The 20,294-nt window shown below is 44.7% G+C and carries 17 protein-coding genes and 1 tRNA gene; 8 read left to right on the top strand and 10 right to left on the bottom strand.

The genetic code is table 11. The annotated features are described in order from the left end of the window. Positions 1 to 12 precede the first annotated feature (12 nt). On the bottom strand, positions 13 to 1,074 hold the full coding sequence (locus tag GQ367_RS03385) for an extracellular solute-binding protein (protein ID WP_215291478.1): 1,062 nt from the start codon (positions 1,072 to 1,074) through the stop codon (positions 13 to 15). An 87-nt stretch (positions 1,075 to 1,161) separates the two neighbouring features. Here GQ367_RS03385 and GQ367_RS03380 point away from each other — a divergent pair, with 87 nt between their 5' ends. After that, complete coding sequence (locus GQ367_RS03380) at positions 1,162 to 2,007, top strand: patatin-like phospholipase family protein (RefSeq protein ID WP_371818550.1); 846 nt, start codon at positions 1,162 to 1,164, stop codon at positions 2,005 to 2,007. A gap of 7 nt (positions 2,008 to 2,014) precedes the next feature. Here the strand turns inward: GQ367_RS03380 and GQ367_RS03375 are convergent, their stop codons facing one another. The 5 genes from GQ367_RS03375 to GQ367_RS03355 are packed head-to-tail and all read right to left on the bottom strand — an operon-like array spanning position 2,015 to position 8,312. Next, positions 2,015 to 2,629 (bottom strand): C40 family peptidase, encoded by a 615-nt coding sequence (locus tag GQ367_RS03375; protein ID WP_215291474.1) that lies wholly within the window; start codon positions 2,627 to 2,629, stop codon positions 2,015 to 2,017. A gap of 46 nt (positions 2,630 to 2,675) precedes the next feature. Further along, positions 2,676 to 4,301 (bottom strand): ABC transporter ATP-binding protein, encoded by a 1,626-nt coding sequence (locus GQ367_RS03370; protein ID WP_215291466.1) that lies wholly within the window; start codon positions 4,299 to 4,301, stop codon positions 2,676 to 2,678. Beyond that, positions 4,298 to 5,353 (bottom strand): ABC transporter permease, encoded by a 1,056-nt coding sequence (locus GQ367_RS03365; protein ID WP_215291464.1) that lies wholly within the window; start codon positions 5,351 to 5,353, stop codon positions 4,298 to 4,300. Before GQ367_RS03365 ends, GQ367_RS03370 begins: the two co-directional genes overlap by 4 nt. Further along, on the bottom strand, positions 5,350 to 6,432 hold the full coding sequence (locus tag GQ367_RS03360) for a microcin C ABC transporter permease YejB (protein ID WP_371818549.1): 1,083 nt from the start codon (positions 6,430 to 6,432) through the stop codon (positions 5,350 to 5,352). The genes GQ367_RS03365 and GQ367_RS03360 overlap by 4 nt, the downstream gene beginning before the upstream one ends. Continuing rightward, positions 6,429 to 8,312, bottom strand: coding sequence for an extracellular solute-binding protein (locus GQ367_RS03355; protein WP_215291455.1), 1,884 nt, complete (start codon positions 8,310 to 8,312; stop codon positions 6,429 to 6,431). Before GQ367_RS03355 ends, GQ367_RS03360 begins: the two co-directional genes overlap by 4 nt. Positions 8,313 to 8,370: 58 nt before the next feature. On the opposite strand from GQ367_RS03355, the gene fabI reads away from it, so the two are divergent. Together fabI and GQ367_RS03345 are read left to right on the top strand one after the other, a co-directional pair. Continuing rightward, positions 8,371 to 9,159 carry an enoyl-ACP reductase FabI gene (fabI, locus tag GQ367_RS03350; protein ID WP_215291454.1) on the top strand — a complete coding sequence of 263 codons (789 nt, stop codon included), beginning with the start codon at positions 8,371 to 8,373 and terminating at the stop codon, positions 9,157 to 9,159. 44 nt (positions 9,160 to 9,203) lie between these two features. Beyond that, a tRNA-Ser gene (locus tag GQ367_RS03345) sits at positions 9,204 to 9,294 on the top strand. Positions 9,295 to 9,358: 64 nt separating this feature from the next. Here GQ367_RS03345 and GQ367_RS03340 read toward each other — a convergent pair. The 4 genes from GQ367_RS03340 to GQ367_RS03325 form a co-directional block, all read right to left on the bottom strand. Next, positions 9,359 to 10,507 (bottom strand): MBL fold metallo-hydrolase, encoded by a 1,149-nt coding sequence (locus GQ367_RS03340; RefSeq protein WP_215291452.1) that lies wholly within the window; start codon positions 10,505 to 10,507, stop codon positions 9,359 to 9,361. A gap of 177 nt (positions 10,508 to 10,684) precedes the next feature. Beyond that, a complete protein-coding gene (locus GQ367_RS03335; RefSeq protein WP_215291451.1) occupies positions 10,685 to 11,461 on the bottom strand; it encodes a ferredoxin--NADP reductase in 777 nt (258 codons plus the stop codon). A gap of 131 nt (positions 11,462 to 11,592) precedes the next feature. After that, positions 11,593 to 12,006 carry a heme-binding protein gene (locus GQ367_RS03330; protein ID WP_215291450.1) on the bottom strand — a complete coding sequence of 138 codons (414 nt, stop codon included), beginning with the start codon at positions 12,004 to 12,006 and terminating at the stop codon, positions 11,593 to 11,595. Between the two features lie 21 nt (positions 12,007 to 12,027). Further along, complete coding sequence (locus GQ367_RS03325; RefSeq protein ID WP_215291449.1) at positions 12,028 to 13,212, bottom strand: alanine--glyoxylate aminotransferase family protein; 1,185 nt, start codon at positions 13,210 to 13,212, stop codon at positions 12,028 to 12,030. A 200-nt stretch (positions 13,213 to 13,412) separates the two neighbouring features. Between GQ367_RS03325 and GQ367_RS03320 the strand changes: the two genes are divergently transcribed. The 5 genes from GQ367_RS03320 (at position 13,413) to GQ367_RS03300 (ending at position 20,277) form a co-directional block, all read left to right on the top strand. After that, entirely contained in the window at positions 13,413 to 14,099 is a 687-nt protein-coding gene (locus tag GQ367_RS03320; protein ID WP_215291448.1) for a GntR family transcriptional regulator, read from the top strand. Positions 14,100 to 14,109: 10 nt separating this feature from the next. Beyond that, positions 14,110 to 17,115, top strand: coding sequence for an FAD-binding and (Fe-S)-binding domain-containing protein (locus GQ367_RS03315; protein WP_215291447.1), 3,006 nt, complete (start codon positions 14,110 to 14,112; stop codon positions 17,113 to 17,115). Between the two features lie 136 nt (positions 17,116 to 17,251). Next, positions 17,252 to 18,238, top strand: a complete 987-nt coding sequence (locus GQ367_RS03310) for a tripartite tricarboxylate transporter substrate binding protein (RefSeq protein WP_215291446.1) — start codon at positions 17,252 to 17,254, stop codon at positions 18,236 to 18,238. Beyond that, entirely contained in the window at positions 18,238 to 19,470 is a 1,233-nt protein-coding gene (locus GQ367_RS03305; protein ID WP_215291445.1) for a CaiB/BaiF CoA-transferase family protein, read from the top strand. Before GQ367_RS03310 ends, GQ367_RS03305 begins: the two co-directional genes overlap by 1 nt. Positions 19,471 to 19,473: 3 nt before the next feature. Beyond that, positions 19,474 to 20,277, top strand: coding sequence for an enoyl-CoA hydratase/isomerase family protein (locus GQ367_RS03300; RefSeq protein ID WP_215291443.1), 804 nt, complete (start codon positions 19,474 to 19,476; stop codon positions 20,275 to 20,277). The last annotated feature ends 17 nt before the right edge of the window (positions 20,278 to 20,294 follow it).

Genomic DNA, 20,294 nt, shown 5'->3' with positions numbered 1-20,294 from the left:
TAGGCTTTCTTTTTACTTATAGGACACTCTGTCCAATATTTTTTGTGCATAAATTTGATTTTTACCAATAGATGCAATCGAAATATTCTCTTGTTTAAAGCTTCCCAACTTATTTAGTGCTTCATTGCTGGTTTTTACAGACTTCACTACTGGCCACTCATTGTTGCCATTAGCAAAGTATTGCTGAGCAGAATCACTCGATAAATACTCAAGGAATTTAATTGCAGCTGCTTTATTTGGGGCGTAACTCGCCACAGCACCACCAGCAATATTCATGTGAACACCAGAGCTTGCTTGGTTTGGCCAAATCAAACCAACTTTTGCCACAATCTGCAGATCGGCTGGTTTTGTAGAACGCATCAAGCGCGCCAAATAGTAGGAGTTGGTCAACGCCACACCACACTCACCTGAAGCAACTGCTTTGATTTGATCAGTATCACCACCCTTTGGTGCTCGAGCCATATTTGCCACCATGCCTTTAGCCCAAGCTTCTGTTTTTACTTCGCCTTGACGTTCATACATCGCACCAATCAATGACAACATATAAGGATGAGAACCTGAACGAGTGCAAACCTTGCCTTTATTCACTGGGTCAGCTAATTTTTCATAGGTATCAACATCTTTTGGGTTCATGCTGGCTTTGTTATAAACAATCACGCGAGCTCTGCTTGAGAAACCAAACCACTGACTGCCCTGACCAATGTCATTCGAGCGGAAGTTTTTAGGAATCCTTGTATCCAATACTTTTGACTGAATAGGCTGGAAAAAGCCTTCAATTTCAGCGCGCCAAAGTCTTGCTGCATCAACCAATAGGATCACATCTGCTGGACTATTTTTACCCTCACTGCGCAAACGCTCTAAAAGCGCGTTGTCATCTGCCTCAATGCGATTGATCTTGATGCCTGTTTGTTTGGTGAATTCAGCATACAAAGCTTCATCAGTCTGGTAATGACGCGCAGAATATAAGTTCAAAATCTGAGATGGCTGAGATAATGCTGGTGTTACAGTCGTTAGGCCAGTAATTAAGCCAAAAGAAGAAACAATCGCCAATAGAGATTTTTTAGTCGACAACATATGAATAAGAACTCCGATCCAGATAATGATTTAAATACAATTGAGAATGATTATCATCTATATTATCACAATTCTCGACGCAGCTTTTTGACCCTGATCAGTTTAGGTGCTCTTGGAATCGGAGGTTTGACGTCCTGCTCTACGATTAAGCCTAAAAAACCAGTTATTGGCCTGGCTTTGGGTGGTGGAGCTGCGAGAGGCTTTGCTCACATCGGTGTCATCAAAGCACTTGAATCTCAAGGCATATTTCCGAATCTAGTGGTTGGTACCAGCGCTGGCAGCGTGATCGCAGCTTTATACGCATCAGGATATCGAGGCACTGAATTGCAAAAAATTGCTTTGTCACTAGACGAAGCAGCCATCACGGATTGGGCACTCCCCTTCTCCGGTCGATTTGGTGGAATGATCAAAGGTGATGCACTTCAAGCCATGGTGAATCGCTTGGTAAAAAATCAAACGATTGAAAATTTAGCAATGCCTCTAGGCATTGTTGGCACTGATTTACAAACAGGTAACGGGGTTTTGTTCCAGCGAGGCGATACGGGTCAAGCTGTTCGAGCATCTTGTAGCATTCCGGGAGTTTTCCAACCCACCATCATTCAAGGTCGCGAGTACGTGGATGGTGGTTTGGTATCCCCTGTGCCAGTGAGATATGCCAAACAAATGGGTGCTGATATTGTGATTGCGGTCAACATATCAACCGAACCAAGCTCTCAAGACAGCTCTGGAAGCTTGGGCATTCTTTTACACACAACGTCGATCATGAGTAAAAGCATCAATACTTTTGAATTAGATCTTGCTCACGTGGTGATTCAGCCAGAACTAAAAGGCATGAGAGGCACTGACTTTAAATCGAGGAATGCCGCTATTTTGGCCGGTGAGGAATCTGCGATGAGACAGATATCGCAAATAAAGAACTTACTGAAAATCTAAGAAAGAATTAAAGACGACCAGTTTTATCCAAGCGCTCTTGGAAGTCGATCAATAACTGTTGACGCTGCTCTTCTGACATCACATCAAAGCCATTGGTGTTCTCAACACGACGTGCACCGTTATAGCGCTTTTCCCAATAAACCTTGGTCATGTCATCCACACGAATGGATTTACCTCTCGATGGCGCATGAATGAATTTATTGTCACCAACGTAGATACCTACATGAGAAAAAGCATGGCGCATGGTGTTAAAGAAGACCAAATCACCTGGACGCAACTCTTCTTTGCCAATCTCTAAACCAACTTTGCTCATTTGAGCTGATTTGCGAGGCAATAAAAAACCGAAGGTGTCGTTAAATACATAACGCACAAAACCACTGCAATCCAAACCGCTTTGAGGCGTATTACCACCCCAGCGATAACGCACACCAATCAACTGCATGGCGTTATTGATCAATGACTCTGTTTTATCAACAACAGCTGTTGAAACTGATGAGACTGATGAAGCAAATGTCTTGGGCAATGGCTCTTCTTCAGTCAAAGACTGAGAAAATACCGGCCCCACTTGAAGGGAACCCAGTAAAACCACGGCGGCAAGGAGTTTGCGGTGTATTTTTGACATGAAGCTCAATTATAACCTGAACAATAGCTTACAACCAAATCCTGGTTTATAGCTCTTGATGCTTGATTTGTTTACCTTTTTTCAAGGTAATGACTCGGTGAGACATGGCTTCCACCACCTCAAGGTCGTGGCTGATCAATAGATAAGCCATATTGTATTTGTGCTGTAAATCTGAAAGTAAGGCCAATATTTGTTTCTGAATAGTGACATCCAAAGCCGATGTTGGTTCATCTAAAACCAGTATTTGGGGCTTTAAGATCAGTGCCCGAGCAATCGCGATTCTTTGTCTTTGGCCACCAGAGAATTCATGGGGATACCTGCTGTAAGCCGTCCGATCCAAACCAACCTCTTTTAAAACATCGATGACCTTTGCTTTTCTCGCATCAGCTGATAAATCTGCCTGATGCAAAGACAAGCCCTCACCAACGATTTGTCCAACAGTCATGCGCGGTGACAATGAGCCAAAAGGATCTTGGAAGATCACCTGAAACGAAGCTCTTAGACGACTGCGCTCAGTTGTATTTAACTTGAGCCAATCATGCCCCAAGACTTCAACCTGACCAGATACTTTGGCACCCGTTTGGCCCAACAAATCTAAAAGAGCCATGGCCAAAGTTGATTTACCCGAACCTGATTCGCCAATCAAACCCAAGGTTTCACCTTGGCGCAATTCAAGGCTCACATCTTTAACGACTTGTTGGTATTCACGCTTCCATAAATCAGAAAAATGAAAACCTCTGATGAATTGCGCAATACCTCGGCCGAAGTTTCCACCAAAAGTGCCCTTGCCTGCCTGAGGATAAGCAACGCTGACCTGCTCTGCTTTGAGCAACACTGGCGCAATCGGCACCACAGGTAAGACGTTACGCACTGGCTTACTGTTGACCAAACTATTAGTGTAGGGATGATCCGGATGGCTAAAAACTTCTTCGGTTGATTTGCACTCCAATAACTTGCCTTGATACATCACCGCCACACGGTTAGCAAAATGACGCACCATATTCAAATCATGAGTGATCAAAATCACAGCCATACCACCATGTGACTTCGCGTCTTCTTGCAAATCCTTTAATAAATCCAAGATTTGAATCCGCAAGCTAGGATCTAATGCTGTGGTTGGTTCATCCGCAATCAACAGTCTTGGTTTACAAGCCAAGGCCATCGCAATCATCGCGCGCTGACGTTGACCGCCTGAGAGTTGGTGTGGGTAATATGAAAAACGCTCTGCGGCCTGAGGGATCCCTGTTCTTTCAAGAAGTTCAATGGCGCGCTGCTGGCAAATAGAATTGCTCAGAGTAGGTTCATGACACTGGACCGCCTCCATGATCTGGTTGCCCACTGTGTAAAGTGGGTTCAAAGCAGTCATGGGTTCTTGAAAAATCATGGCAATGTCTTTGCCACGAATACTGCGCATTTCAGCTTCACTCAATGCCAATAAGTTTTGCGACTTCTGATTAATTTGGCAATTGATTTCACCAGTGATGTTCGCGCCTTCAGGCAAAAGACCCATGATCGATAGACCGGTCAAGGTTTTACCGGAACCTGACTCTCCAACAATGGCGATTCTTTCACCCGCATTGATTTTTAAACTGAAGTTGCTGATGACGGTTTTTCGCCCAAAGCTCAAATTCAGCTGCTTGATATCAATCAAATTGAAATCCTGTTGACTCATGCTGCCACCTTCACTGCTTTCGCACGGCGCGTGTCAAAGGCATCACGCATGGCATCACCCATGAACGTCAATAGCATCAAAGTACCCGCCAATACCAAAAAGGTCGATAAAGAAATCCACCAAGCATCTAAGTTGGCTTTGCCTTGGGCTAACAACTCACCCAAGCTGGCCTGATCTGCAGGAACACCCAAACCTAAAAAGTCCAAACTCGTCAAAGCCAAAATGGCGCCACTCATGCGGAATGGTAAAAATGTGATCACGGGCGTTAAGCTGTTTGGCAGAATGTGGCGCCACATGATTTGTTGACTGGATAAACCGAGCGCTTGAGCTGCTCTGACATATTCCAAAGATCTATTTTTCAAGAACTCTGCACGGACATAATCCGATAAACCCATCCATCCAAAAAGAGACAACAAGATGATCAGTAAACCAACGCTCGGCGCAAAGATCGATGCAAAAATGATCAGCAAATAGAGCTCAGGCATGGAACTCCAAACCTCAATGATGCGCTGAGAAACCAAATCCACTTTGCCGCCAAAGTAGCCCATCACTGCGCCAGTCAATACGCCAATGGCCACACCGATGATGGTGAGACACAAACCAAACAAGACTGATAAACGAAAACCGTAAATCAACCTCGCTACCACGTCTCTGCCTCGATCATCAGTTCCCAATAAATTGTCTCGCGATGGAGAAGCTGGGTTTGGTTCCTTGGCAAAGTAATTGAGTGTGTCGTAGCGATAAGTGATCAAGGGGTAAATCGCCCAATTACCTTTTTTGCTGAATGTTTTTTTAATGTCAGGATCTAGGTAATCAGTGGGTGTTGGGAAATCTCCACCAAAAGTGGTTTCCGGATAATCCTTCACAATCGGGGCATACAAGCTCCCTTGGTAGCTGACCAAGATGGGTCGATCATTGGCAATCAACTCGGCAAATAAACTCAAGACGAACAAACTGGTGAAGATCCACAAACTCCAGTAGCCCAAACGATTGGCCTTGAATCTAGCCCACTGATCACTTTCTTTCAATTGGTGAAGCCATCCCTTTTTCATGAGCGCCCTCCCGATTGACTATCAAACTGAATACGGGGATCGACCAAGACATAAGCAATGTCAGAAATTAATTTGGTGAATAAACCAATCAAGGTAAATAAATACAAAGTACCTAAAACCACTGGATAGTCTCTTTTCATGACCGCTTCATAAGATAAGAGTCCCAAGCCATCTAGAGAGAATAAAGTTTCAATCAACAGTGAACCCGTGAAGAAGGCTCCAATGAACGCGGAAGGGAAACCTGTGACCAAAGGAATCATCGCATTACGGAAGACATGCTTCCAAAGCACCTTGTCTTCACTCAAACCTTTGGCTCTGGCAGTGATCACATATTGCTTGCGTATCTCTTCTAAAAAAGAGTTTTTGGTGAGCATGGTGATCACGGCAAAATTACCCAACACGGATGCAGTGATCGGCAAAACCAAATGCCAAAAGTAATCCATGACTTTGCCAATCAAGCTGAGCTCTGCCCAGTTATCTGAAGTCAAACCTCTTAGAGGAAATAGCTGGAAGAAACTACCGCCGCCGAACAGAACCAGTAATAGAACACCCAATACAAATCCTGGGATGGCGTAGCCAATCAAAATCACCACACTGGTTGCCGTATCAAAACGAGTACCAGCACGCACCGCTTTTTTAATACCCAATGGAATTGATATCAGATACGTGATCAAAAATGTCCAAAGCCCCAAACTGATCGAGACAGGCATTTTTGACAAAACAAGATCTCCCACACTTTTGTGTTGGTAATAACTCTGGCCCAAATCAAACATGGCAAAGCGACCCAACATATTGACGTAACGCTCCCAAAGAGGCTGATCAAATCCATACAGCGCTTTGATTTCTTTCAGACGCTCTTCATCAATGCCTTGGCGACCTCGATAAAAGTTACCACCACCTGATGATTCAACCGCAGCAACGCTGGCATCACCCCGACCTTTGAGCTCTAACATCATTTGCTCAACAGGACCGCCTGGTACAAATTGAATTACTGCAAATGTCAAAGTGATGACGCCCAACAGTGTTGGAATCATCAATAAGATTCTTCGAGCAATGTATCTCCACAAAGCACTGTTCATCGCCCAGCTCCTGCTTGAGAATTTGACGGAGGATTGCGCCACCAGGTGGAAAGAATCCATGATTCAGCTGCGAAATAATTCGGCGGGATTGAAAACCCCATATCTGATTTATATGCCACTCGATGCGTGGCACTGTACCAATGCGGCACGATGTAATAGCTGTGAGTCAATACTCTGTCCAAAGCTCTGGTGGCCGTGATCAGATCTTTTCTGGTCTGCGCTTTCACAATCGATGAGATCAACGCATCAACCACGGGAGATTGCACCCCAAGAATATTGTCGGATCCCTTGGTAGTGGCAGATTGACTGCCATAACGATCCCACAATTCATTACCAGGACTTTGCGAATCAGGGAACTTCATGCTGGTCATTTGAAAATCAAATTCTTCTAGACGTTTTTGATATAAAGCGTAATCAGTGGTTCTAATATCCACCTTCATACCAAGCTTTTCAAGATTGCGCACATACGCAGACACCAAACGAGACATGGCACCACCATCGTCCATGAACTCAAAACGAAATGCTTGTCCTTGGACATTTCTTAAAGCGCCATCCTTGTAGACCCAACCAGCTTGTGCGAGTAACTCTCTGGCTTTTCTGAGGTTTTGGCGCAAGCTTGAAGGTTCCTCAGTGCTCACAGGCAAGAGCATTGGGCCCAATGCATTCTTTGGGAAATGCTGAGGATAGGCTTTTTGCAAAGGCTCTAATAATTTTCGCTCTTGGGCGCTTGGCAAACCACCGGCCTCAAAAGAGGCGCCCAACTCACTGTTCGAGAAGTAACTGTCAATGCGGTGGTATTGACCATAAAAGAGTTGACGGTTCATCCACTCAAAATCCAATGCCAAGGTCAAAGCTTGACGAACACGCTGATCTTTAAATATCGGATGACGCGTATTCATCACAAAGCCTTGCATCCCCGCTCCGTTGCGATGCTGGAAATGTTGTTTTTTTAAAGTGCCATCCCTGAACTTAGGTCCAACATAACTCTTGGCCCAGTTCTTGGCTCGGTACTCAACCAATGTGTCGAACTCACCTGCTTTGAAAGCTTCTATCCTTGCCGTGTCATCTTTGTATAAACGATAAGAAACTTTTTCAAAGTTAAAAAAGCCAACGCGGACATTCAGTTTGGCGCCCCAATACTCTGGGTTTTTCTTGAACACGATGTTTTTACCAATGTCATAACTCTCGATCAAGTATGGGCCACTGCCAATTGGTTTTTCAAAAGTGAATTGATTGAATGGTTTTCCGGCACCGTGTGCATCCTTGCCCCATTTTTCAGAGAAGATAGGCATTGATCCAACCAACAGTGGCAACTCGGTATTTTTACGATGAAAGTCAAAACGAATCACTCGCTCAGACAGGATCACAGCTTGTTTGACATCCGCATAAACTGTTCTGAATTGCGGGCTGGCCAATTTACTCATCAGAGTGTCAAAAGAGTATTTGACGTCTTTGGCCAATACCGGAGAATTGTCATTAAAGCGGGCCAATGGGTTTAAGCGAAAAGTCACACTCAATTGATCTTTAGCCAAACTGACATCTTCTGCCAAAAGCCCATAAGAAGAAGCCACCTCATCAGCACTACCAATCAACAAGCTTTCAAACATCAATTGAGCAACGCCTGGTGCAGCAACACCCTTCATTGAAAAAGGGTTAAATTTGTCGAAACTGGTCCTGCGATCAGGATTAGGAAGATACAAAGTTCCACCCTGGGGAGCATTTGAATTCACATATGAAAAATGCTTAAAGCCAGGGGGATATTGCAAGTCGCCATACTGGGCAAAGCCGTGAGCGGCCAAGGCAGCTGTTGAGACACTCCACCCCGTCAAAACTGACAAGCTTAAAATGAGGGGTAAAAGTAAGGGTCTAATCATCTGCATGTGTGACAATTGTAATTAGACATTCACAAATTCAGCAAAAAGAAAAAAGGAAGCAAAAATGGGTTTCTTAACCGGTAAAAAAATCGTCCTAACAGGTCTACTTTCTAACCGTTCAATCGCTTATGGCATTGCCAAGGCTTGCCACCGCGAAGGCGCAGAATTAGCCTTCACCTACGTGGGCGATCGTTTTAAAGACCGAATCACTGAATTTGCTTCTGAATTCAATAGCACCCTGATTTTTGACTGCGATGTGGGTAGTGATGAGCAAATTGACAAGCTTTTTGCCGATTTATCAGCCACATGGCCCAAATTCGACGGTTTGATCCATTCCATTGGCTTTGCCCCACGCGAAGCCATCGCTGGTGACTTCTTAGACGGTCTTTCAAGAGAGTCTTTCAAGATTGCTCATGACATCTCAGCTTATAGCTTCCCTGCAATGGCCAAAGCTGCGCTACCAATGTTGAACGACAAGTCAGCTTTATTGACTTTGACTTACCTTGGCTCACAAATGGTGGTGCCTAACTACAACACCATGGGCTTGGCAAAAGCATCACTTGAAGCCAGCGTGCGTTACTTAGCCAATTCAGTAGGTCCTAAAGGTGTTCGTTGTAACGGCATCTCTGCTGGCCCAATCAAGACTTTGGCTGCTTCAGGCATCAAAGGTTTTGGCAAGATTTTGGATTTCGTTGAAGCGAATGCTCCTTTGCGTCGCAACGTAACCATTGAAGACGTTGGCAATGCTGCTGCATTCTTGATGTCTGACCTAGCAGGCGGCATCACTGGCGAAATCACCTACGTAGACGGAGGCTTTAGCCACGTTGTAGGCGGTATGGCCGAGGCTGAGTAAGCCATCCATTAAAAACACAGGGGCGTATAATGACGCTCTTGCACGGAGAGATGGATGAGTGGTTTAAGTCACACGCCTGGAAAGCGTGCGTAGGTTCATAGCCTACCGCGGGTTCGAATCCCGCTTTCTCCGCCAGTTATAAAAGAAAAAACCTCAAAAGTGCATCAACACACTTTTGAGGTTTTTTACAAAGTGCTACTTAAGCGTTAAAAATATAACGTGAGCCGTTCGAAGAACGAATAAATTTAGGTCCAAACTCAGCCGCCGCCATTGAGATAAATGCTTCTCCACTACAGTGCATCGGTATTAAAAAGTCTGGATTAAATTCCTTGAGACTGGCCACGGTTTGCTGTAAATACTCAGGAGCATGAGGAGCCAAGTGGAATCCACCCATGATGGCATGAACTTTGTTAATGCCTGACACCTTGATCGCAGCTTTCACAGTATTAACTACACCACGGTGACCACAGGACGTCATGATCACCAAACCTTTGCCTTTAACGTTGTAAATGGTGGTTTGCTCATGTTCAAAATCATCAGGAACAGATGTGGCAGTCTTTTTCGCTGGATTCACTTTCTCAGGTGCACAACCTAATCCCAACTGAATTCCAACAGACATCCGAGTTGGCGATAAAACCTTCTCAAAACTTTCCGCTGGAATAAAGCCAGTTGTAAAACCATGCGAAGCCAATATCGAAGGCTTACCTGCAAAGGTAACAACCAAACCAGCTTGTTTAATTGCCTCACGATCCATTGCGCCGAAGTTTCCAGGGTTACCCGGCACATTCAACTCACGTGTGCAAAAACATTCCTCTCCGCCCAGATAGAAAGGTAAGTCTTTTTTTAACTTTCCTTTGGTGGCCTGCAGAAATCCAACCATACCGCCAAAGTGATCGTAATGGCCGTGACTCAGAACGATGGCATCAAGCTTAGATGGATCAATGCCTAATAATCCCATATTATTTAAAAGTGTTTCTGATGTGTAGGCAAAGTCAAACAATACTTGCTTGGTCTCATTGCCCTGTTGAGATTCGATGTGCCAAGCGAGACCCCATTCATTTTGCAAGGTACGCTTGGGTGGCTCTTTAGTAACACTGAAACCAAATCTTTGAATTTCAAGAGAACCAATCTTGGTCGATCGTTCAAATGCGTGATGATAAGAATCCGTCACCACTCTAACTGCCAAGCGATCAACTTCAGGAACTTTAGTGCCCAAAGGTTTTGCAATCGCTATACGCGATCCAAACAAACCTCCTGAGGCAAGTGCGGCAATTGAATATGTGCCAGCACGCATAATTTTTCTTCGTCCAAAACTACCTAGATACTGCTTATCGTCATTGTTTCGCATATATCCCTCATTCGGTTTGTTTAACTACTGAAAATCAGCATACTTAAACAAAATAAACGGGTCAACTCGCAGTGCAGCATAAATGAGTTAAATAGGAATATATAAGACAAGTATCAATAAAAATGCCCTCGATTTAATTCAAATGAGGGCATTTTATTTTTTCTAGAAAAGATATTTTTACTTTTCCACAAACGCTCTCTCGTAAACGTAGTCACCCAATTGACCAAGGCTTGGTGACACCTTGAAACCTTTGGCATCAAGCATTTCTGAAATCTCTTTGAGCATGGATGGGCTGCCACAAATCATGCCGCGATCATTCGCCGGATCCAATGGTGGCAAACCAATGTCCTTGAACAATTGACCATTTTCAATCGCAGTGGTTAAACGACCTGTGTGCTTGAATGCTTCTCTTGTGACTGTTGGGTAATAAATCAATTTTTCACGAACCATCTCACCCAAGAATTCGTCATTCGGTAATTCGTTCTTGATGTAATCTTCATAAGCCAACTCGCTGACCAAACGCACACCATGGATCAACACCACTTTTTCAAAGCGTTCATAAGTGTCAGGGTCGCGGATGATGCTCATGAATGGCGCTAAACCTGTGCCAGTGCTGAACAAGTACAGATTCTTACCAGGATTCAAATCATCAATCACCAAAGTACCAACAGACTTTTCACTCACCAAAATAGGATCTCCTACTTTGATATTTTGTAGACGTGAAGTTAATGGGCCGTTTTCAACTTTGATACTTAAAAACTCAAGGTGCTCTTCGTAGTTGGCACTCGCCACACTGTAGGCTCTCACCAAAGGCTTGCCTTCAACTTCTAAGCCAATCATCAAGAAATGACCATTGCGAAAGCGCAGGCTTTTATTTCTGGTGGTGGTGAAGCTAAATAATGTGTCGTTCCAATGCTTAACGCTCAGAACTGTTTCGGTGTTGTAACTGGCCATGGTTTTTTGCTCTAGGTTTCTTCGATGTTTCTAATAGCCTAGTATTTTAAACGCTTCAGTGCTTTCTTCGGCGGTTCTTACCTGAGTTGAGGCTCAGTTTGACCGAAAGATAAGACTTTATTTGATTTGGATCAGTGCTGGGCTTGCCACGCAGCAATGCCTGCTTTGGCCACTTCAGCATCTTGGTTCGATTTAACGCCAGAAACGCCAATCGCCCCAATCGTGTGACCATCATGAACAATGTTCACGCCACCTTCTAACATTCCCTGCAAGACAGGTACTGATAAATAGGCAATGCGCCCACCATTGATCATGTCTTCGTAGGCTTTGCTTTCTTTTCTGCCCAAAGCTGAAGATCGGGCTTTTTCTTGAGCGATTGAAGCTGAGACAGCCGGACAGTCATCTCTTCTCGTAAAACCTAATAGATGACCGCCGTCATCCACAACCGCAATGGAAACAGCGAATTGGTTTTTATCTGCAAAATCATTCGCTGCTTGCAACAACACATCAACGTCTGCTTTGGTGAGGTATGGTTTTTGTTTCATGTCTCCTCCATCCCCAATCTTTTAAAGCAATAAGTCTTGTGCTGCCACAACTCCACTACCTTTTAACTTGATGCCAAATGCTTTCATACCCATTTCGCAACCACTCAAAGCGCCCAACAAGGCCAATTCATTACAGTCACCCAAGTGGCCAATGCGGAACATCTTGCCTTTGACTTTGCCAAGACCTGTGCCCAATGAAAGGTTGTATCTTTCGTGAATCAATTTTCTTAACTTGTCAGCATCCACACCTTCAGGCGTGACCACACCAGTCAATACCGGTGAATAAACGGCTGGGTCTTTACATTGAACCTCTAAGCCCCATGCCTCAACCGCTGCACGACATGCTTTGGCCAAACGTTGATGGCGGGCAAATACATTGTCTAGACCTTCAGTCAAAATCATGTCCAAGGCTTCATGCAAACCGTACAACAAATTAGTAGACGGTGTGGTTGGCCAATAGCCAGTTTTATTGGACTCTAGAATCTCGTCCCATGCCCAAAATGCTTTTGGCAAATTAGCTGTTTTATTTGCTTCTAATGCTTTAGGTGACAAGGCATTGAAACCCAAACCTGGTGGCAACATCAAACCTTTTTGTGAACCACTCACAGTCACATCAACGCCCCACTCATCATGGCGGTAATCAGCTGAAGCCAAACCTGAAATCGTATCCACCATCAACAAAGCAGGATGCTTGGCTGCATCGATGGCTTTTCTGACTGCTGCAATATTTGAAGTCACACCAGTGGATGTTTCGTTGTGAACCACACACACCGCTTTGATTTGGTGTGAAGTATCAGCCTTCAAGCGCTCTTCAATCATGGCTGCATCAACACCATAGCGCCAACCTTCTGCACCTGGCTTACCTAAGAATTCTGTTTTGATGCCCAAACGATCAGCCAACTTTTGCCACAAAGTCGCGAATTGACCAGTTTCATACATCAACACGTGGTCACCGGCTGACAAAGTATTTACCAAAGCTGCTTCCCATGCACCCGTTCCAGATGATGGGTAAATGATCACAGGATGCTTGGTCTTGAAAATCTTCTGCATGTCCGCCAATAACTTCAGACCCAACTGACCAAACTCAGGACCACGATGGTCGATGGTTTGAAAGCTGATTGCTCTTAATACACGTGCCGGCGCAGGACTTGGGCCTGGAATGTGCAAAAAGTGGCGTCCAGAGGAATGATTATCAAGTTTTAGCATGTTTGGTCTCACTCGGTATTTTTGTTAGTCGTGATGAAAGTGTAAGTCATTTTTTGAGAAATTGCATTTTTGTATGCAAAAAATATTGCTCATGACTTTCCCTATAGTGGTAAATACTAGGTAAATAATGGGTTTTTTGCCCTTCTTTTTAAAATCCCTATCGGTTATATTAAATGTGTATACAAAAATAGGTTTTATTGATGGCATCCGTAATTCAACTAAATTCGCAAAATTTGCACGAAATCACCTTCCAGAAACTGCGTAGCTTATTGGTTGAGGGTGCAATTGCCCCTGGCAGCAAATTGAATGAGCGTGAACTGGCCGAGCAACTCAATGTGTCTCGCACCCCAATTCGTGAAGCGATCAGGCGTTTAGCAGCAGATGGCTTGGTTGAACTGATCGCCAACCGTGGCGCAATTGCCGTTCAATTAAGCAAAGAGGATGTGATCAATACATTTGATGTGATTGCTAATCTTGAAGGTTTCTCTGGCGAATTAGCAGCTCAAAACATCACCGATGCTGCCCTGTCAGAACTTGAGGCCATGCATTATGAAATGATGGCCTCTTATGCTCGCCGTGATTTATCGAGCTACTACAGATTAAATTTAAAAATACATAACGCTATCAACACAGCAGCAGCCAACCCTGTCTTGAGTCAATTGTTTGTTCAAGTCAATGCGCGCATTGAGGCTTTGCGCTTTCGCTCAAACCAAGATGAAGTGAAATGGGAAAAAGCTGTGGGCGAACACCAAGAGATGATTGATGCACTTAAGGCGCGAGACGGTGCGCGCATGAAGCGAGTCATGATGAATCACGTGATGAACAAACGTGATGTGGTGATTCAGTTGATGGATTCAGAAAACTTATCTCACTCAGTCAAAGCATGAGCATCAAAGCATGAACAAACCACTCGCATACAAAGAAGTCATGATTGACACCAAGTTTCTAGCCAAGCGGCTTGAATCTGAAACGTCTGGCGAGGTGATGACTGATGTGGCCAGTCGTGGGCGCTATGCCACCGATGCATCTATTTACCAAACTATGCCAGTGGCAGTCTTTGTGCCAAAAACTGCACAAGACATTGTTGCAGCAATTCAAATTGCTGCTGATCTTGGTATTCCTGTTTTGCCTCGCGGTGGCGGCACCAGTCAATGTGGTCAAACAACAGGTCCTGCATTGGTGATTGATAACACCAAATACTTCAGAAATATTTTAGATATCAATCTTGAGCAAGGGTATGTGGATGTTCAGCCGGGCATTGTGCTGGACCACCTGAACGCAGCCCTCAAAAAACACCAAGTTTGGTATCCGGTTGATGTCTCAACCGCTGCACAAGCAACCATTGGCGGCATGGCCGGTAACAACTCTTGCGGCAGTCGATCAATTGCCTACGGCAACATGGTTCACAACGTCTTAGGCGTTGATGCTTGGTTGGCCGATGGTCAAGAAGCTTCATTTGGTTTAATGAAAAATGCCAGTGGCAAAGCCTTAGAGCTTGGTCAATTTGTTCAATCATTGGCACACCAGCATCAAGCAGAGATTGAAGCGAAGTGGCCCAAAGTGATGCGCCGAGTTGCAGGTTACAACTTAGATATATTCAATAATCAAAGTGAGCGCCCTTACACACAAGACGGTCAGGTGAATTTAGCTCACCTCTTGATCGGCAGCGAAGGCAGCTTGGCCTATTACAAACAATTGCGCCTTGCACTATCGCCACTACCAAAACATAAAACCTTGGGCGTGGTTAACTTCACCAGCTTCTATGAAGCGATGGACAGCGCACAGCACATTGTTAAATTAAAGCCATCCGCTGTTGAATTGGTCGATCGCACCATGATTGATTTATCACGCAGCAACCCTGCATTTAAATCAGTGATTGAAACTGCTTTGATTGATGTCGCAGGAAAAACTCCTGAAGCTATTTTATTGGTGGAGTTCTCTGGTGAAGAACTCACCCCTCTTGAACAAAAAGTTAAAGACTTGGTCACCTTGATGGCTGACTTAGGCCACCCTGGTTGCGTGGTAGAGATGATTAACGCGGAGTCTCAAAAGAATTTATGGGAAGTTCGCAAAGCTGGTTTGAACATCATGATGAGCTTAAAAGGCGATGGCAAACCAGTGAGCTTCATTGAAGACTGCGCTGTTCCTTTGGAGAGCCTGGCTGAGTACACCCAAGATCTCACCGAAGTGTTCTCAAAGTATGGCTCGCGCGGCACATGGTATGCCCATGCGTCTGTGGGTACCCTGCACGTTCGCCCGATACTAGACATGCGTCGCGGTGGCGCACAGAAGATGCGTGCGATTGCTGAAGAAGCAGCTGCATTGGTCAAACGCTATAAAGGTGCCTTCAGTGGCGAACACGGCGATGGCATCTGTCGCGGTGAGTGGATCCAGTGGCAATTTGGTCCCAAGTTAACGGAAGCACTCGGCGAAATCAAACACGCTTTTGACCCAAATAATTTGTTTAATCCAGGCAAGATCATCAACCCTCCAAAAATGGATGATGAGTCTTTGTTCAGATTTCCTCAAACATACCGTGTGATTCCACTCAAGACCTCTTTGGACTGGTCAAACTGGGATGTGCAAAATGATCCAGTGACTGAAAAAACAACAGCACCTGGAACAGGCGGCGATCCTAGTGGTGGTTTTGCAAAAGCTGTTGAGATGTGTAACAACAATGGTCATTGCCGCAAGTTTGATGCTGGCACGATGTGCCCTAGCTATCGAGTGACCCGTGATGAGAAACACTTGACCAGAGGTCGCGCCAATACATTGCGCCTAGCCCTATCGAATCAATTAGGTAAAGATGCCTTCTTATCAGAAGATGTCAAAGAAGCTTTTGATTTATGCGTCAGCTGTAAAGGATGCAAGCGAGAGTGCCCTACTGGCGTTGATATGGCAAAAATGAAGATTGAGTATTTGAGCCATTACAAAAAATCGCATGGCTGGACTCTCAGAGATCGCTTGATTGCTCATTTACCACGCTACTCTCATCACATTGCAGCCATCCCTGGTTTGGCATTTATGTTGAACTTAAGGAATAAGATTCCTGGCCTGGCCTTTTTAGGTGAAAAGCTCACACAGATATCAGCCAAACGCAGTTTGCCAACTTGGCGTCGTGACACAGCTTGGCGCTCAATGATCGGCAACACCGAAGAAGCATTGTTCGCCAGCGCCAAACCTGTGGTTTTGTGGGCAGACACATTCAACGGTTGCTTTGAAACAGAAAATATCAAAGCAGCGGTCAATGTTCTTGAGGCCAGCGGCTATACCGTTCACATTCCTCAGAAAAAGCAAGGTCACTATTGCTGCGGCAGAACTTATTTGGCCAGTGGCATGGTGGATGAGGCTCGTGCCAGCGCACAAGAATTATTGGATGCTTTCTCGCGCTACACAGAGAAGGATATTCCGATCATTGGCTTAGAGCCTTCTTGCATTTTGACTTTGCGCGATGAGTTTTTGGTAATGGGTTTTGATGATTCAGCCAAAACATTGGCCAAAGGCAGTCAGACATTTGAAGAGTTTTTAGTTTCAGAAGCAAATGCTGGTCGCTTTGCTCCAGAACTAAAAGCTTGTGAGCAACAAATCTTGTTGCACGGTCACTGCCACCAAAAGTCATTCGATGCCGTTAAACCAATCATCACATTACTCAAAATGATTCCGCAGGCTCAACCACAGTTGATTGAGTCTTCATGCTGCGGCATGGCCGGTAGCTTTGGTTATGAAAGTGAACATCATCAAGTTTCTTTGCAAATGGCTGAGTTGCAATTACTCCCTGCGATTCGCCAAGCGCCTGATGCGATTGTTTTGGCTGACGGCTCAAGCTGCCGCCATCAAATTAAAGATGGTGCTGACAGAGAAGCATTGCACGTAGCACGAATTTTGGAAATGCATTTGAAGTAGATTTTTAGTGTTTGTTTGATTTTGTATTGCTGTAAAAGTTTTAATTTTTTGTACTTATGTATTTGTAGTTTGATGTAACTAGAAGTAAGGGTAAGTTTTTAGAACTGTAGTAATCATTGTTCAACGAGGAGAGATCATGAACACAAGACGTAAAATCATTGCCACAGCCGTGGCCGCATTAACAACTTCAGTACTGGCATCCCCAGTTTTAGCTCAAGCAGCTTGGCCAAATAAACCAATTCGTTTGGTAGTAGGCTTTGCTCCAGGTGGCGGCACAGACATTGTGGCGCGAGCATTAGCACCAAAAATGAGCGAAATCTTAGGCCAAAACATCATCATTGAAAACAGAGCTGGCGCTGCTGGTACGATTGGTGCAGACGTTGTGGCGAAGTCTCCAGCAGACGGCTACACATTGTTGATGGGTCACTCAAATTCAAATGCGATCGCTCCATTTGTTTTGCCAAAAGTGCCATTTAATGCTGGTACAGATTTCACACCAATCACTTATGTTGGCTATGTACCTAACGTACTAGTGTTACATCCATCAATTCCTGCAAAAAATATTCCAGAGCTTATTAGCTTGGCAAAAAACAATCCAGGTCAAATGACTTACGGTTCATCAGGTATCGGTAGCACACAGCACTTGGCTGGCGCTTTGTTCTCAAAGATTGCTAAAGTTCAAATGAATCACGTGCCATACAAAGGCAGTGGTCAAGCGATTGTTGACTTGATGGCTGGTCAGATCAACATGAACTTTGATACTTTGCCACCAGTATTGCCACACATTCGCGCTGGTAAGTTAAAGCCTTTGGCTATTTCAACACCGAAGCGTTTGTCAATTCTTCCAGATGTTCCAACATTTGAAGAAGTAGGCATCAAAGGTTTTGAAGTGACTAACTGGTACTCAGTGATGGGTCCAAAAAATATGCCTAAAGATATGGTTGCAAAAATTGATGCTGCGGTTCGTGCTGCTATGAACGACCCAAAGAACAAAACAACTTTGGATGCACAAGGTTTGCAAACAGCTGGTCCTCAAACACCAGATGAGTTCTCAGCATTCTTAAAAGCTGAACTCACCAAGTACTCAAAACTTGTTAAAGAGTTGAACGTAAAGGCTGAGTAATGACATCACCCCAAACTGGAGTAACTTCACGCCCACTGCCCCTGGTGGGCGTGAAAGTTCTAGATATCAGCCAAGTAATGGCTGGCCCATACACCTGCATGCTATTGGCAGACATGGGGGCTGATGTAATCAAAATAGAACCTCCAGGTTCTGGGGATCAAACACGGGGCGCAATGGGATTCAAAATGAAAGGCCCAGATAGCATGGGCTTTTTAAATATGAATCGCAATAAACGCAGCATCACGATCAATTTGAAATCTGATGCAGGCAAAAAAATTCTTTTTGAATTAGTCAAAGATGCCGACATCTTGGTTGAAAACTATCGACCAGGGGTCATGAAAAAATTAGGTGTTTCTTACGAAGTTTTAAGCAAAATTAATCCTCGCTTGGTTTATGCCAGCATCTCTGGCTTTGGTCAAAGCGGTCCTTGGGCAGATCGCCCAGGATTTGACTTGATGGCTCAAGCAATGTCAGGCGTGATGGCCATGACGGGTCATGGTGATGGCCGACCTGTTAAAGCGGGTGTGCCAGTGGCCGATATCGGTTGCGCACTATTTGCGACTTATGGCATTTTGTCAGCCTACATTGGCGCTAAGAATACAGGGCAAGGTCAATACATTGACGCCTCATTGTTTGACTCAGCTTTGGCTTTCTCAATTTGGGATACCGCTGAGTATTGGGGCACCGGCAAACCTCCTGTTGCTTTGGGCACCGCTAATCGTATGAGCGCACCCTACCAAGCCGTCAAAGCAAAGAATGAATACTTTGTGATGGGCGCAACGAATAACAAGCTTTGGCAAAAATTATGTGAGATCTTGGAGCGCGATGATTTATTCAATGATGATCTCTGCAAAACAATTTCCAATCGTTTAGCCAATCGTGAATACATCATCGATGAACTAGAGAAGTCTTTTGCTGCCAAAGACGCCAATGTTTGGATCGATGAATTACTGGCCAAAGGTATTCCAGCAGGTCCAATCTTGGACTACCCTAGAGCCTTTGCCAGCGAGCACGGCCAACATCGTCAAATGAAGATAGAAATTGATCATCCATTAGAAGGCAAAGTTCCTAATATTGGTTTTGCTGTGAAGATGCAAGGCACACCTCAACAAGTTCGTCGCCACCCTCCTTTGCTCGGTGAGCACACGCATGAAGTTCTAAAAGAGGCAGGATTTACCGCTGATCAAATCAAAGTGTTTGAACAAGACGGCGCGTTTTCAGTGGAGCAATGATTCGTGAGCGATACAAATACAGTTAACCCGGACGCATCAGGAAAAGTTCATCTAAAGATTGATGGTGCGATTGCCTGGGTATCTTTTGATCGCCCTGCTGCCAGAAATGCGATGACCTGGTCGATGTATGGCGACCTAAAAACCATTTGTGAAAAACTTCACACTGACAAAACCATCAAAGCAGTGATTTTCCGAGGAGTTGGTGGGCAGTCGTTTGTGTCAGGCACTGACATTGAACAATTCAAATCATTCAAAGATGGTCAGGATGGCATTGACTACGAAGCATTGATTGATCTTCACATTGATGCCCTAGAACAACTTCCGATGCCAACCATTGCCATCATCGATGGCTTGGCTGTTGGTGGTGGCCTCGCAATTGCGACCGCTTGTGATTTTAGAATTGCCGATCCAAGTGCACGCTTTGGCGCACCGATTGCCAAAACAGTGGGCAACTGTTTATCGCCAACCAATATTGCAAGATTGACGGCCCACTTAGGGATCCCAACACTCAAACGAATGTTGATATTGGCAGAACTAATCAAGGTTGATGAATTGCTCTCTTCTGGCTACATTCACACTGTGGCGGATGGTACAGAACTTGAATCAATTGCCAGAACCATGGCTGAAAAAGTCATGCATTTGGCACCCTTAACTATTCGCTCATCCAAGTTGACGATCAGCCGAATCCATCAACATCAATTACCTGATTGCGATGATTTAATCAAAGCCTGCTATGGCAGCTCTGATTTCAAGGAAGGTGTTCAAGCGTTTGGTGAAAAAAGACCGCCTCGTTGGCAAGGGTCTTGATTGGAATCTTGAGCTGA

The sequence above is a fragment of the Polynucleobacter sp. MWH-CaK5 genome, from assembly GCF_018687615.1.
In the GTDB taxonomy this organism is placed as follows: Bacteria; Pseudomonadota; Gammaproteobacteria; order Burkholderiales; family Burkholderiaceae; genus Polynucleobacter.
This window is presented reverse-complemented; position numbering and strand designations above follow the sequence as displayed.